Raw genomic sequence first — 14,193 nt, 5'->3', positions numbered from 1 at the left:
TCAGCCGGCCGTGATGTGCCCGTCCTGGATGACCTTGCGCCAACGCAGGACCTCCTGGTGCACGTAGGCATCCAGCTGCGCCGGCGTGCTGGGCGGGCTGTCCAGTCCTTCGCTCGCCATGCGCTGTTTGTACAGGTCGGAGCGCACCGCCGCGTTCACGGCCTGGTTCAGTTTCTCGATGATGGGCGCCGGCGTGCCGGCGGCGGCGAACAAGCCGTACCAGACGTCGGCGACATAGCCGGGATAGCCCGATTCCGCGATGGTGGGGATGCCGGGCCATGCCGGCGAGGGCTTGGCGCTGGTCACCGCGATGGCGCGCAGCTTGCCGGCCTTGACCAGCGGCGACACGGCCCCGGACGTACCGAAGAACATATCGATCTGCCCGCCCAGCAGGTCCGTCATGGCGGGATTGGCGCCCTTGTACGGCACGTGGGTCAGGTCGATGTGCGCCGTGCTCTTGAACAGCTCCGCGGCCAGGTGCACGGCGGTGCCGGTGCCGGAAGACCCATAGGTCAGCTTGCCGGGATGCGCCTTGGCGTAGGCGACGATGTCCTGCACGGTCTTGAAGCGGCTATCCGGCCGCACGACCAGCACATTGGGCGCCTGGCCCACCAGCGCGATGGAGGCGAAGTTCTTCTCCACCGCATAGGGAAGCTTGGGAACCAGCGTCTGGTTGATCGCGTGCGCCGAAGTGGTCAGCAGCACCGTATAGCCGTCGGGATTGCTGCGCGCGACATAGTCGGAACCGACCACCGTGCCCGCGCCCGGCCGGTTTTCGGTGATGACGGTGGCGTGCAGGGACTCGCCCATCTGCTGCGCCAGCACGCGCGCCAGCGTATCGGTGCCGCCGCCAGGCGTAAACGGCACGATCAAATGGATGGGACGGGAGGGATAGGCATCGGCCCCCTGCGCGATCGCGGGGACCAGCCATTGCGCCGCGGACATCGCCGCGACGGCCAACACGGACTTCCAACGCAAAGCCAGCATATTTGTCTCCTGGGAAATGCTCCGGCCGCGGGATCGCGTCCCGCGGCCTTTATTCACGAGCATTCTAGGAAACCGTGGCTCCCGTGGTTTGAAAGTTGGGAAAACCTTCGTTCAAAAGCGCACGCTGGCGCTGACCAGGAAGCTGCGCGGGTCGCCGGCCTTTACGTAGTCCGAGGACTGGAACAGCCAGTACTTCTTGTTGGCGACGTTATTGATGCCCGCCCGGAAGGTCGTGTCGTAGCCGTTGATGCGGGTGTCGTAGATCGCGCCGATGTTGGCGATGGTGTAGTCGTCCACCTTGACGTCGTTGGACGCGCCCAGCATGGTGGCGCCCGTGTACTTGGCATCCGCGCGCAGCTTCAGGCCCGGCACCGCGGGGACGTTGTAGGTCACCTGCGCCGCGGCGACGAACTTGGGCGCGCCGGCGACGCGATTGCCGATGTAGGCGGAGCCCTTGCGGTATTCCGATTCCAGGAACATCAGGCTGGTGCCAATGTTCCAGTCACGCGCCACGCGCGCCGAACCGGCCAGCTCCACGCCCTGGAAGATCGACTTGCCGTTCTGCACGAGTTCGTTCTCGGCGTTGGCGTATTCCGCTTTCTTCTCGATGCGGAAGACGGCCGCGGTGGCGGCCCAGTCTTCTTGCTGGGTCTTGATGCCGACCTCGTACTGCTTGCTCTTCAGCGGGTCCAGCAGGTCGCCGAAATTGGTGTAGGTCGCGCCCACGGAGGAGCCCGGCTCCAGCGACTCCATATAGCTGGCATAGGCCATGGTCTGCGGCGCGAGCTTGTACATCAGGGCCACGGTGGGCGTGGGAACGCCGTTCTTGTCGTAGTTCGAGGCGCGCGTGCCGTCCGGGTTGAAGCCGGTCTGGCTGTAGTCGGTGTAGCGGATGCCGCCCAGCACCGACCAGCCGTGGGTCAGGTCTATGGTGTCGCTGACGAACACGGCTTTCTGCGTGATTTCCGCCGCGCGGTACAGGTCGAGCGAGCCTTCGCTGTAATAGGCATTGGTGTTCTGCCTGTACAGATTGCCCGGACCGATCAGGCCGTAGAAGCCGTTGGCGCTGTAGTCGTTCTTCTGCTTCTGCCACGAGGCGCCCAACACCACCTGGTGCTGCAAGGGCCCGGTGGCGAACTTGCCCTGCACCATGCCTTGCCACTGATTGTAGGCATAGGCCTCGCCGTAGTCGGAATGATAGTCGTCGTAATTGCCGTAGGAATCCAGCAGGTACAGCACCGATTCGTTGCGGCGCGTGCGCGTGCTGCTGTAGCTGTAGTTGGTGCTGACGGTCCAATCGGAGTTCAGCTTGTAGGTCAGTCCCGTCGAATAGAAACGGAACTTGTTCTTGGCATAGGTGCCCTTGCCCACCAGGGTATCGTCGTCGTTGCGCACCGGGCTGGGCAGGCGGTCTCCCACCATCTGGCCCGCGTAGATCGTGGGCTCCTGGTCCCAGGCGTTGCGGTTCTGCACGATGGACTGGAAATCCCAGGTCAGCTTTTCGGTCAGCCGCGCGTCCAGCGCCAGCGACAGGGAATTACGGTTCAAGGACCCGTCGTTGTAGGTGGTGCCGCCCTGGTGCGTGGCGTTCAGGCGATAGCCGAAGGCGCCGCCGGGGCCGGCGCGGCCGCCGATATCGACGTGTTCGCTGAAGACACCCGGCGAGATATAGCCCAGGTCCAGTTGGCGTACCGGCTCGTCCGTCGGCTTCTTGGTGACGTAGTTGACCAGCCCGCCCGGCGTGCCGAAGCCATACATGAAGCCGGACGCGCCCTTCAGCAGCTCGATGCGTTCGAAGTGCTCGTACGGCAGCACGGTGACGTAGCTCAGGAAAGGCTTGCCGTCGATGCGATAGGAATTCTGCCAGTCCAGCGGCAGGCCGCGTACGGTCAGGTAGCTGGCCCAGGCGCCATAGGCGGCGCTGTTGTCGGAAACCGATGCGTCCAGCGCGAAGACGTCGCCCAGCTTGTTGACCTGGCGGTCTTCGATGTCCTGCGCCGTCACGACCGTGGTGGAGAACGGCGTCTCCAGCTGGGTGCGATTACCCAGTGCGCCGGTGTTCACGGGCGTCTGCAGATGCACCAGGGTGTCATCGTCCACGGCGGTCGCCTGGATGCTGACGGTGGGCATCTGCGCGACTTGCGATGAAGCGCTATCGCTGCTCGCGCCCTGCGCGCGGGCCTGGCCGGACATGCCGACGCCTATGGCGGCGGCGAGCACGGTCAGGGCGGTGGCGGGGGAACGGCGATGGCGCGCACGCGCGCGTGGAGCGGCGGAAAAGGCCACTTTCGAGTCTCCTGGCTGACAAGACGTTGAACAATTTCAAAATGAGACGCGATATTATCCGCAATTGATATCCATTCGCAATTAGATCGAATATTCGGCCTTGACCGGCGCCCATATTCATGCGCCGGACGCAACAAAGCTTCGACTCTTTGCGCTTTACGCGGGACGCCAGTGTTGCGCATCATGCGCCCTGCCGTCCTGAAAGCGGCGCATCGTTAGTCCCAGGAAACCTATAAGAGGAGACAGACCTATGTCCCGTACCGCCCGCATCGGCGGCCGGCATGGCGCCCGCATGCTTGTTCTGGCCGCGACCGCGCTGCTCGCGCTGGCCGCCCTGCGTCCCGCCGCCGCGGAAGATTGGACGCCTACCCGCCCCATCCGCCTGCTGGTGCCCTACGGCCCTGGCGGCAGCTCGGACGTGATCGCCCGCGCGGTCGCCGTGGAGATGTCGCGCGATCTGGGACAACAGGTCGTGGTGGAGAACAAGGGCGGCGGCCAGGGCACGATCGCGACCGTGGAGGCCGCGCGGGCCCGGCCCGACGGCTATACCTTGGTGCTGGGCCACGTGGGCACGCTGGCGGTGAATCCGGCGATGATGCCCAAGCTGCCCTACAGCCCCACCAAGGACTTCGCGCCCATCATCCTGCTGGCGAAACTGCCCATGGTGTTCGCCTTGAACGCCCGCGTGCCGGCGAACGACCTGGCGAGCTTTGTGGCGCTGGCGAAGAAAGAGCCGGGCAAGCTGAACTATGGTTCCGCGGGCAACGGCAGCGCCGGCCACCTGGCCTTCGAGATGCTGAAAACCGCCACCGGCATCGATGTCGTGCACGTCCCCTACAAAGGAACCGGCGCACAGCTGCAGGACCTGCTGGCCGGCAATATCGATGCGGCATCCGCCGGTTTGCCGGGACTGTTGCCGCAGGCGGAGTCCGGCCGCGTGAAGATCATCGCGGTGGGTTCATCCCGCCGGCTGGATGCCATTCCCGATGTGCCGACCGTGGCGGAATCGGGCTATCCGGGATTCGAGAGCTCGCAATGGTTCGGCTTGCTGGCGCCAGCCGGCACGCCGGCGTCCGCCATCGCGCGCCTGAACAAGGCGGCGCATGCGGCCCTGGCGTCGGAATCGGTGCGGCTAAGGCTGGCGCAGGACTCCAGCGAAGTGTCGGGCGCCGGTCCGGCGGACTTCGCCGCTTTCATCGTGGCCGAGGAAAAGCGCTGGGGAGAGGTGGTGCGGCGGGCCAATCTGCACGCCGAATAGCCACCGCGACAGGCCGCCGCCAACCGCGCGGCGGCCGAAGGACCATGGCTATAAGGCGTGGAACGCGTAGAAATCCTGCACCGGTGCGTGGACCGCCAGCGCCCGCAAGGGAAAGCAACGCCGCAGGCCGTCCAGGGAGGTCCGCATCGCGATCCGGGCCTTGAAGGCATTGGCGGGCGCCGGCCGGATTTCCCCGCCGCGGCCGATGAATTGGCCCCACAAGGACATATTGCGGAACTTGCCGTCCACGTCGACGGCGGAAGCGATGTAGCGCGTGGGGAAGAGGCGCCGATAGGCGGGCAGGTTGTATAGCCAGGACGTGCCGTGCACCTGGGTGGAGGGATCCTCGCGTTCCCGGATCCGCGCGAAGAGCAGCCGCAGTTCCCCCATGCGGCATTGGTAGCGCCCGGCCTTCAAGGGCGAGACGCCATCCTCTTCCGCATTGCCGAAATGGATGTGGATCGCGCCGGACCGCAGCCGTGCGTAGGAGAAGCAGCCCACGCGGTCGACGATATCGGGTACGCCGGTTTCCGGCAGCCGGGATTGGTAGAAGGCGTATGTCCATGCATCCAGGTCGCCGGTATCGCGGAGGCCTTCAAGGTATTCCCGCCATACGGGGTGGCCGGGATCGAAGTCCCGCCCCAGGCCGAAGCGGATATACAGATTGGTGTATTCCATCAAGGCCTGGGCCAGGGGCATGCCGGAACAACGGCTGGCCGCGCGCGCGAACAGGAGTTGCAGATCGAAGAATTCGCGGCGGTAAGAGGTCTGCTGCATGGCTTGCCGGACTTTGCGTATCCAGGATGACGGATGCGCGAAGTTTTAGCGGACGTGTTTTAAGAGCCGTTTAATGGCATCGCTTCCAATGGCGGCGGGACATGGCTCAGTCCTCGAGCGTTTCGTGCACCGCGGCGGCTCCGCGCTTCCAATAGCTGGAGGCACGGATGCGCGTCTTGGCTACGCCGCGCTCTTCCACCATGACGCGGCGTACCGCCTTGGCGGCGGCGGATTCGGCGGCCGCCCAGACGTAGCCCTCACCGGCGGGCAATTCCACCTGTCGCGCCGCCTGTTCCAGCAGCGTGGGGTCGCCCGCCGGCGCGTGATTGCGATGCAGCCATTGAACGGACAATCCCTCGCGCCGCGGCAACGCGACTTCGGCCGCGGCCTGGGCGACCTCGATGATGGCGATGACGCGCGTGGAGGCCGGCAACTCCTCTATGCGGCGCGCGATGGCCGGCAAGGCGGTTTCGTCGCCGATCAGCAAGTGCCAGTCGAAGCCCATCGGCACGATGAAAGAGCCGCGCGGCCCGCCCACGCCCAGGAATTTGCCGGGCCGCGCCTGCGCCGCCCAGCTGGAAGCGGGGCCATCGCCGTGCAGGACGAATTCGATATCGAGCTCGCCGGCAATGGGGTCATGGCGACGCGGCGTGTAGTCGCGCGCCGCCGGACGCGGCACACCGGGCGGCATGGAGATGCCCTGCGGGCCGACGATGGGCAGCACGGGCTTGTCCTGGTCGGGCTCGGGAAAGAACACCTTGACGTGATCGTCGAAGGAAGCGGAGCGGAAGCCTTCCATGTCGGGGCCTGACAAGGTGACGCACAGCAATTGGGGCGAGACCAGCCGGGTGCGCACGACCTGCAGCAATCGCATTTTCAGTTCGTGGCGCACACGCTGGACGGAAAGATCTGGTTGGGTCATGAGAAGAAAACCTTTGAATGAGCGAGGGTGCGCGGGCGCATCGCGGCGTGCCCCGCGATGCGCCACGCTAAGGACTTCCCCGGCGATCAGGCCTTGCCGTCGATTTCCTGGACGGCTCGCATCAGGATGGCGGCGATGCGGCGCTGTTCCGCGGGATCCGCATCGTCGCGGCGGAACAATGCCTGCTTAAGCGCCTGGCGTGCCTGGACCAGTTCGGGCACCCACCCCGTGACGGTGTCCTGCCCTTCCGGGCCGGCTTCCATGGGCTGGCCGGTCCATGCGCGGCGCATCCATTCCATCCTGCGGGCCACGTGCTTGAGCTTGCCGAACAGCAGGGCCAGCCGATCCCGGTTCTGGTCCAGATACGCGCGGCCGGCATCGGCGACGTGGTAGCGCTTCTTGCTGCCTTCGAGCTCGACCGTGGCATAGCCGATTTCCTCGAGATAGGTCAGCGCGGGATAGATCATGCCGGGGCTGGGGGTGTAGAAACCGCTGCTCATCGCGCCCAGGGCCTTGATGAGTTCGTAGCCGTGGCTGGGCTTGTTTTCCAGGATGCCGAGCAGCATCAGCTGCAGGTCTTCCGCGCCGAATTTGCGGCCGCGGACCCAGCCTTGCTCGTCACCGGCATCGTCCGCCGGATCGCCGTGGTGGTGATGGCCATGGCGGCCACCGTGGCCGGGCCCGCCACGATGCCCGCCCCCGCCGTGGCGGCCCACCATGGCGTGATGATGCATGGCCCAAGCGGCGAAGCCGCGCCGGAAGAAGAAATGATGCAAGGGAAAGTGCATGGCGTCCTCTATATCGTAAGACATATATCGTACGATATAGAAGAGGATGCGCGGTGTCAATATCGCTGACGTCGGAGGCCGACAGCAGGAGGGGACGGTAGCCCCGCGCTTCTCCCAGGGCAGACATCCAGCGAGATCCAAGCGCCTCACCGGCGGGCGCGCTACGGCAGTCCAGCGTAAGTCTGGACTGGAGTCATGGTGAAAAAAAACCGGCGCATGCGCCGGCTTCCAAACCATTCAATCCCCGGTCAGGCGGGCTCAGGTCCAGTCGTCGTCGGACCCGCCGCTGTTGTCATCCCAGGAGCCGCCGCCATCGCTGGAGGCATCGTCGTCATTCCAGGGATTGCCGATATTCCAGGTGTCGGCACCGCCGCCGTCGTTGCTGCTGCCCAGCTTGCGGGCAGGGTCATCGTCCCAGGAGCCGGCGTCGCGCAAACCGAAGTCGTTGCCGCCCATGTCATATCCGGGCTCCGCGGAATTGCCGGCCCCCGTATCGTTGACCGCATTCGGATTGCCGGCATTGCCCGCTGCGTGAGCGGAGCCACCACCATTGAGTACGCGGTTCATCAGGGCTTCCCCCGCCACCACGCCGGCACCGACCGCGGCGCCCGTGGCCAGGCCGCCCATGATGCCGGACCCCATGCCGCCCGTCGCCGGAGCCGCGGGCCCCGCGCCGCCCGGATAGCCGTATCCGCCTTGCGGGCCTTGCGGACCTTGCGGACCTTGCGGACCATACGGCGGGGCGTTGCGCGTGGCGCCATATCCGTAACCGTAAGGTCCGGGGCCGCCGGAGGGAACGTTGGCGCGGCGCCGCGCGCGCATCATCAGCGACACGACGATCAACAGCGCGGCGATGCCCAGCACCATGCCCCACGGAATGCCGCCGAACGTACCCTGCGCGCGCGAGGCGGCGCCGCTGCCCGAGGCAATCAGCGTACGCAACTCATCCACCGCGCCGGGACGGGCGAAATTCTGGCTGGGATCCAGGCGCAAGGCGGTGTTGAGTTCCGCCTGGGCTTGCTGGAGCTTGCCTTGCTTGCCCAGGAGTTCGGCTTCCACGAAATGCGCCTTGGCGCTGTTCGGGTGGTCGCGCAGGATCTGGTCCATCATCGCCTGGGCTTCGCGATAGTTGCCGGCCTGCGCGGCCTGGTACACCTGGTCGGGCGTGGCTTCCGCCGCCATGGCGCTGCCGCCAAAAAGCAGGCAGCCGGCCAGGAGCATGGAGCCGGCGAATGATCTTGAGTATCTGGAGTACATAAGGGAACCCTCCCGTCACTGCGTGTGAGATGGCGGCGAAACGTGGAAGTTCAATATAGCCATCGCAGAAGCCGCAACGTCAGCTCAGGCGCTTCTCGTCAAGCTGGAGTCGATGGACGTCAATTGTTGCGGCAACTCCGGTAGTGCCGTCCTGACCGTTTCCCGGACAACCTCTTATCGGAATAACCATGTGCAATCCGGTTGCGCATGCCGCGCATGCCGCGCCATTGCCCTGCCGTCGGCAACGGTGGATCGACAACGAATGCGAGCCAATTTTTTACTGTATATTTGTACAGTGAAAACTTAACGCCCGGCCCTGCACACGCCGGGCGTTTCCGCCCCTGCTCTACCGTCATGCCGACGCTTGCCGCACCGTCACCCGAACAGATCCATCCCGCCTTGTGGCGGGGGACCCAGCTTGCGCAGGCGGCGCGCGCGGCGGTGCCCACGGGCCATGCCGCGCTGGGGCGGGAACTGCCGGGCGGCGGCTGGCCGACGGGGGTGTTGAATGAACTCTTGCTGCCGCATCCCGGCCTGGGAGAACTGCGGCTTCTGCAACCCGCGCTGCGGGCGCTGGACCGGGAAGGCAGCATCGTACTCGTGCAGCCGCCCTTCGTGCCGCATATCGCGGCCTGGCGCAGCGGCGGGCTGGACCCCGCGCGGCTGCTGTGGGTGAATCCCGGCCGGCCGGCTGACGCGCTGTGGGCCGCGGAACAAGTGTTGAAAAACGGCAGTTGCGCCGCGCTGCTGTGCTGGCTGCCGCAGGCGCGGCCGGAAGCCCTGCGACGGCTGCATCTGGCGGCGCAGGCCGGCGCCACGCTTTTCTTCTGCCTGCGACCGGCACGCGCGGCGGCGCAGGCCTCGCCGGCCCCCTTGCGGCTGGCGCTGGCGCCCGCCGGCGACGGGCTGCGGGTGGACATCGTCAAGCGCCGGGGGCCGGTATGCAGCCATTCCTTGTATATCGCGCTGGAAAGACCCCGCACCGCGGCACGGGAAATCCCTCCTTTGCCTGCAAGGACGGAAACGCATCAAGCCGCTCCCCAGGCGATTGCGCCGGCCGAGCCCCCGGAAACCTTCCAGCCCATCCCACAGGAAACCGCCCGCACCGATCGCCAGGAAACCCTGCCCTTCTTCGATGACCATGCAACTCTGGATCGCCATCTACCTGCCGAGGCTGGCGCTTGATGCCCTGCATCCGCCGTGGCCGCTGGAGACCACGGCATGCGCGGTGATCGAGCACGAATGCGTCATGGCCTTGACGCCGGCCGCGGCCAGCCATGGCATCAGCCTGGGCATGCGCCGCGCCGGTGCCGGCGTGCTGGCTCCGCACGCCATCATGCTGGATCGCGACCGCGCGGCCGAAAGCGCGGCATTGGAAGGCGCGGCGCTGGCCCTGCTGCAATACACGCCGGAGGTCGCGCTGGGCGAACAGGACAGCCTGCTGTTGAACGTAGGCGCCAGCCTGCGCGTGTTCGGCGGCCCGCGCGCGCTGGCGCGCCGCGTGGCCGGCACCCTGCGCACGCTGGGCCTGCAAGCCCGCCTGGGCATGGCGCCCACCGCCGGCGGCGCGTGGCTGCTGGCCCGCCGCGCCGATGCCGGGCCGCGCCATGCGCTGCTGCTGTCCAGGCTGAAGCGCCGCCTGGATGCGCTGCCCTGTGCCCTGCTGCCGCAGGCACAGCCTTATCTGGAATGGCTGCATGGCATCGGCTGCCGCCGCTTCGATTTCCTGCGCCGCCTGCCCCGCGCGGGGCTGCAGCGCCGCTGCGGAACGGCGCTATTGAAAGCGCTGGATGCCGCCTACGGCGATGCGCCGCAAGCCCATGCCTGGGTTTCCCCGCCGGCCGCCTTCAAGCGCCGTTATGAATTGATCGAGCGCATCGAGCACACCGATGCCGTGCTGGCGGTGGCCCGCATCCTGGTGGAGCAAATGAGCGGCTGGCTGGTGGCGCGCCAGCGCGCCGTGCCGGGCCTGGCATTGGCGCTGGAACACGAACGCGGGCGTCATGCCCGGCCGCCCACCCTGCTGGAATTGACGCTGGCCGAGCCGGCCTGGCAGCCCCACCATTTGCTGGGCCTGCTGCGCGAACGCCTGGGCCGCATGACCTTGCAGGCGCCGGTGGTCGCCGTCGTGCTGGACGCCCCGCACACCGTGCCGCAGCCCGCGGCCAACACCGCGCTGTTTCCCGAGCCGGCGCAGGCCGCCAGCGAACGCGCGCGCCTGCTGGATATGCTGACGGCCCGGCTGGGCGCCGACCGTGTCCTGCGCCCCAGCCCCGTCGCCGATCACCGGCCCGAAGTCGCCAACCGCTGGACCAGCGCCCACGATGCCCGCGACGCGGCCACGGATGCCCCAGTGCTGGACCGTCCTTTCTGGCTGGTCGATCCGCCGCAACCCTTGCAGGTCCGGGGCAATCGTCCCGTGCACGGCACGCCGCTGACCTTGCTGCGCGGCCCGGAACGCATCGAAAGCGGCTGGTGGGACGAAGGGGTGGCCGTGCGCGACTATTTCGTGGCCGAGGACGCGCACGCCGCCCGTTATTGGATCTACCGCGAGCGCGGCGTGGCCGATGCCCGCTGGTTCCTGCATGGGCTGTACGCCTGAATCGCCATGCACGATGACGCTTCGATCCCGCGCGACGATCCCCTGCCCGGCGATATCCCCGCGGACGCCGCGTCCGCCGCGTCCGCCCGATACGCTTCCAACGCCCTGCCCGGCTATGCCGAACTGGGCTGCATGACCAACTTCAGTTTCCTGCGCGGCGCCTCGCACGCGGAAGAACTGGTCAGCCGCGCCGCGGAACTGGGCTATGCCGCCCTGGCCATTACCGACGAATGCTCGGTGGCGGGGGTGGTGCGCGCGCACACCGAGGCCAAGGAACACAAGCTGCCGCTGATCATCGGCAGCTATTTCGAACTGGTCGACGACACCGGGCCGGCCGGCGGCGAACCCATACGCCTTATCCTGCTGGCCCAGACGCGCGAAGGCTATGGCAATCTTTCCGAACTGATCACGCTGGCGCGCACCGGCGCCGTGAAAAAAGGTTCGTACCGCCTTGCCGCGTCCCAGCTGGAGCAGCCTCCCGCCCCTTACGCGCACCTGGCCCATCTGCCCGAATGCCTTGCCATCCTGGCGCCAGCGCATGGCATCGCGGCCGACCGCCTGGCCACCCAGGCGCGCTGGCTGGCGCGGGTTTTTTCCGGCCGCGCATGGATGGGCCTGATGGCCAGGCACCAGTCCCGCGACGACCTGCATCGCGCCACCGTGGAAGATGCCGCGCGCGCCAGCGGACTGCCGATCACCGCCCTGGGCCTGGCGGAAATGCATGTCCGTTCACGCAAACCGCTGCATGACACGCTGACAGCCATCCGCCTGGGCAAGCCGGTCCGGGAATGCGGCTACGCACTGGCCGCCAATGCCGAACGCCATTTGCGGTCGCGCCTGCAGCTGGCGCGGCTCTATCCGGCCGAGGCGCTGCGCCAGACGCTGGAAATCGCCCGCCGCTGCACCTTCAACCTGGATGAATTGCGCTACGAGTATCCCGACGAAATCGTCCCGGCCGGCGCCACGCCCGCGTCCTACCTGCGCGCCGAAACCTATGCCGGCGCGCGCCGCCGCTTCGGCGAACACATCCCCGACAACGTGGCCGAACAGATCGAAAAGGAACTGACCCTGATCCAGGAACTGCGCTACGAAGCCTATTTCCTGACGGTCTACGACATCGTCAAGTTCGCGCGCTCGAAAGACATCCTGTGCCAGGGACGCGGCTCGGCGGCCAATTCCGCGGTGTGCTATTGCCTGGGCATCACCGAAGTCGATCCCGCGCGCGGCAATTCCCTGTTCGAACGCTTCATCAGCAGGGAACGCAACGAACCGCCCGATATCGACGTCGATTTCGAACACCAGCGGCGCGAAGAGGTCATCCAGTACATCTACGACAAATACGGCCGTGCGCGCGCCGCCCTGACGGCGGTGGTGATCACCTACCGGCCACGCAGCGTGCTGCGCGACACCGGCAAGGCCCTGGGCGTGGATCCGGCCATCGTGGACGCGGTCGCCAAGGCGCATCAATGGTGGGACAGCCGCGAAGGCCTGTTGAACGGCTTCCAGGGTTGCGGCCTGGATCCGGAATCCATCGTGGCCAGGCAATGGGCGGCGCTGGCCACCTTGCTGATGGGCTTTCCCCGGCACTTGTCGCAGCATCCGGGCGGCTTCGTCATCTCGCGCGGCAAGCTGTCGCGCCTGGTGCCTATCGAGAACGCCGCCATGGAAGGCCGCAGCGTCGTGCAGTGGGACAAGGACGACCTGGACGCGATGCATCTGCTCAAGGTGGATGTCCTGGCCCTGGGCATGCTGTCGGTGATCCGCCGCGCGCTGGAACTGGTGTCGCTGCGGCGCGGCCATGCCTTCGCCATGCAGGACATTCCGCCGGCCGACAAGCCCACCTACGACATGATCAGCGAGGCCGATACGATAGGCGTGTTCCAGATCGAATCGCGCGCGCAGATGACCATGCTGCCGCGCCTGCGTCCGCAAGCGTTCTACGACCTGGTGATCGAAGTGGCCATCGTGCGGCCCGGCCCCATCCAGGGTGGCATGGTCCATCCCTACCTGCGCCGGCGCCAGGGCCTGGAAGAGATCACCTATCCCAGCGAGAAAGTGCGCACCGTGCTGGAACGCACCATGGGCGTGCCCATTTTCCAGGAGCAGGTGATGCAGATCGCCATGGTGGCGGCGGGCTTCACGGGGGGCGAGGCCGATGAACTGCGCCGTTCCATGGCGGCCTGGCGGCGCAAGGGCGGCGTGGACAAGTTCCGCGCCAAGCTGGTGGGCGGCATGCTGGCCCATGGTTATACGAAGGACTTCGCCGACGCCATCTTCCGGCAGGTCGAAGGCTTCGGCGAATACGGCTTTCCGGAAAGCCACGCCGCCAGCTTCGCCTTGCTGGCCTATGCCAGCTCGTGGATCAAGCGCCACGAACCCGAAGCCTTCCTGGCGGCGCTGCTGAATTCCCAACCCATGGGGTTCTATGCGCCGGCGCAGCTGATCCAGGACGCGCGCCGCCACAGCGTGCGCGTGCTGCCGGTGGATGTATGCGCCAGCGATTGGGACAGCAGGCTGGATTTCGGTGCCGATAACGGCGGACGTCCCGCCGTGCGCCTGGGATTGAGCCTGGTCAAGGGCATGTCCGAAGCGGCCGCCACCCGCATCGCCGCCGCCCGGGGGCAGCATCCTTTCGCGCATACCGCCGACCTGGCGCGGCGCGCCGACCTCAACCGCCACGACCTGGATGCGCTGGCCGCGGCCGATGCCTTGCTGACCCTGGCCGGCCACCGCCGACAGGCGCGCTGGGAAGCCGCGGCGGGACCGCCCGCCAAGGGATTGCTGCGCGATGCCGCCATCGTGGAAAACCACATCCCCCAGCTACCCATGCCCACCGAAGGACAGACCATCGCCGACGATTACCGGTCGCTGCGCTTCACGCTGCATCGCCATCCCCTGGCCCTGCTGCGCGACAAGCTCAAGGCACGCCGCTTCGAAACCGCCGAAACGCTGAACGGCTATCCCGACAAGCGCCTGGCGCGCGCCTGCGGGCTGGTCACGGTGCGGCAGCGGCCCGGCACCGCCAAGGGCACCATCTTCGTTTCCATCGAGGATGAAACCGGGCCGGTCAACGTGGTGGTGCGGCCCGAGCTGATCGAGCGGCAGCGCAGGGAATTGCTGGGATCCACCCTGATGGGGGTGTACGGGGTCTGGCAGAACGTCAACAATGTGCGCCACCTGATCGCGCACCGCCTGGTGGACATGACGCCCCTGCTGGGCGACCTGTCCGTCAGCAGCCGCGATTTTCATTGAAGACCGGCCGCAAGGTCGCCATCGCCATCGGCGCGCTGGCGGGCGCCGGCCGGACACCTTCTTC

Annotated in this window: 10 protein-coding genes; 4 read left to right on the top strand and 6 right to left on the bottom strand. The window is 66.9% G+C overall.

The window, feature by feature from the left end; translation table 11 throughout:
- Together BAU06_RS10180 and BAU06_RS10175 are read right to left on the bottom strand one after the other, a co-directional pair.
- Nucleotides 1-987 carry a Bug family tripartite tricarboxylate transporter substrate binding protein gene (locus tag BAU06_RS10180; RefSeq protein ID WP_066348155.1) on the bottom strand — a complete coding sequence of 329 codons (987 nt, stop codon included), beginning with the start codon at nt 985-987 and terminating at the stop codon, nt 1-3.
- Nucleotides 988-1,098: 111 nt separating this feature from the next.
- Entirely contained in the window at nt 1,099-3,180 is a 2,082-nt protein-coding gene (locus BAU06_RS10175) for a TonB-dependent siderophore receptor (protein WP_066358743.1), read from the bottom strand.
- 343 nt (nt 3,181-3,523) lie between these two features.
- On the opposite strand from BAU06_RS10175, the gene BAU06_RS10170 reads away from it, so the two are divergent.
- Entirely contained in the window at nt 3,524-4,531 is a 1,008-nt protein-coding gene (locus BAU06_RS10170) for a Bug family tripartite tricarboxylate transporter substrate binding protein (RefSeq protein ID WP_197509477.1), read from the top strand.
- 48 nt (nt 4,532-4,579) lie between these two features.
- On the opposite strand, the gene BAU06_RS10165 is transcribed toward BAU06_RS10170, so the two are convergent.
- From BAU06_RS10165 to BAU06_RS10150, 4 genes are all read right to left on the bottom strand, one after another.
- On the bottom strand, nt 4,580-5,308 hold the full coding sequence (locus BAU06_RS10165; protein ID WP_066348154.1) for a hypothetical protein: 729 nt from the start codon (nt 5,306-5,308) through the stop codon (nt 4,580-4,582).
- A gap of 106 nt (nt 5,309-5,414) precedes the next feature.
- The gene (locus BAU06_RS10160) at nt 5,415-6,230 is read right to left on the bottom strand and encodes a siderophore-interacting protein (RefSeq protein WP_066348152.1); all 816 of its coding nucleotides are present in this window, start codon (nt 6,228-6,230) and stop codon (nt 5,415-5,417) included.
- 86 nt (nt 6,231-6,316) lie between these two features.
- Nucleotides 6,317-6,964 carry a PadR family transcriptional regulator gene (locus BAU06_RS10155; protein ID WP_066358741.1) on the bottom strand — a complete coding sequence of 216 codons (648 nt, stop codon included), beginning with the start codon at nt 6,962-6,964 and terminating at the stop codon, nt 6,317-6,319.
- A gap of 312 nt (nt 6,965-7,276) precedes the next feature.
- Nucleotides 7,277-8,239: a tetratricopeptide repeat protein gene (locus BAU06_RS10150; RefSeq protein WP_066348141.1), complete on the bottom strand. Its 963-nt coding sequence runs from the start codon at nt 8,237-8,239 to the stop codon at nt 7,277-7,279.
- Between the two features lie 390 nt (nt 8,240-8,629).
- Here BAU06_RS10150 and imuA point away from each other — a divergent pair, with 390 nt between their 5' ends.
- The 3 genes from imuA (at nt 8,630) to BAU06_RS10135 (ending at nt 14,129) form a co-directional block, all read left to right on the top strand.
- Nucleotides 8,630-9,460, top strand: coding sequence for a translesion DNA synthesis-associated protein ImuA (gene imuA, locus BAU06_RS10145; protein ID WP_066348139.1), 831 nt, complete (start codon nt 8,630-8,632; stop codon nt 9,458-9,460).
- Complete coding sequence (locus BAU06_RS10140) at nt 9,417-10,877, top strand: Y-family DNA polymerase (protein ID WP_066358739.1); 1,461 nt, start codon at nt 9,417-9,419, stop codon at nt 10,875-10,877. The genes imuA and BAU06_RS10140 overlap by 44 nt, the downstream gene beginning before the upstream one ends.
- Before the next feature lie 132 nt (nt 10,878-11,009).
- Nucleotides 11,010-14,129: an error-prone DNA polymerase gene (locus tag BAU06_RS10135; protein ID WP_066358738.1), complete on the top strand. Its 3,120-nt coding sequence runs from the start codon at nt 11,010-11,012 to the stop codon at nt 14,127-14,129.
- Nucleotides 14,130-14,193 lie beyond the last annotated feature (64 nt).

Origin of the sequence: Bordetella bronchialis (genome assembly GCF_001676705.1) — a bacterium.
GTDB lineage: Bacteria > Pseudomonadota > Gammaproteobacteria > Burkholderiales > Burkholderiaceae_B > Bordetella_C > Bordetella_C bronchialis.
The sequence above is the reverse complement of the archived record's forward strand: the minus strand, read 5'-3'. Positions and strand labels throughout refer to the sequence as shown.

Excerpts from the sequence above, each read along its gene's own strand:
- BAU06_RS10180 (WP_066348155.1), bottom strand. The coding sequence starts at position 987 with ATGCTGGCTTTGCGTTGGAAGTCCGTGTTGGCCGTCGCGGCGATGTCC.
- BAU06_RS10175 (WP_066358743.1), bottom strand. The coding sequence starts at position 3,180 with ATGTCCGGCCAGGCCCGCGCGCAGGGCGCGAGCAGCGATAGCGCTTCA.
- BAU06_RS10170 (WP_197509477.1), top strand. The coding sequence starts at position 3,524 with ATGTCCCGTACCGCCCGCATCGGCGGCCGGCATGGCGCCCGCATGCTT.
- BAU06_RS10165 (WP_066348154.1), bottom strand. The coding sequence starts at position 5,308 with ATGCAGCAGACCTCTTACCGCCGCGAATTCTTCGATCTGCAACTCCTG.
- BAU06_RS10160 (WP_066348152.1), bottom strand. The coding sequence starts at position 6,230 with ATGACCCAACCAGATCTTTCCGTCCAGCGTGTGCGCCACGAACTGAAA.
- BAU06_RS10155 (WP_066358741.1), bottom strand. The coding sequence starts at position 6,964 with ATGCATCATCACGCCATGGTGGGCCGCCACGGCGGGGGCGGGCATCGT.
- BAU06_RS10150 (WP_066348141.1), bottom strand. The coding sequence starts at position 8,239 with ATGCTCCTGGCCGGCTGCCTGCTTTTTGGCGGCAGCGCCATGGCGGCG.
- imuA (WP_066348139.1), top strand. The coding sequence starts at position 8,630 with ATGCCGACGCTTGCCGCACCGTCACCCGAACAGATCCATCCCGCCTTG.
- BAU06_RS10140 (WP_066358739.1), top strand. The coding sequence starts at position 9,417 with ATGCAACTCTGGATCGCCATCTACCTGCCGAGGCTGGCGCTTGATGCC.
- BAU06_RS10135 (WP_066358738.1), top strand. The coding sequence starts at position 11,010 with ATGACCAACTTCAGTTTCCTGCGCGGCGCCTCGCACGCGGAAGAACTG.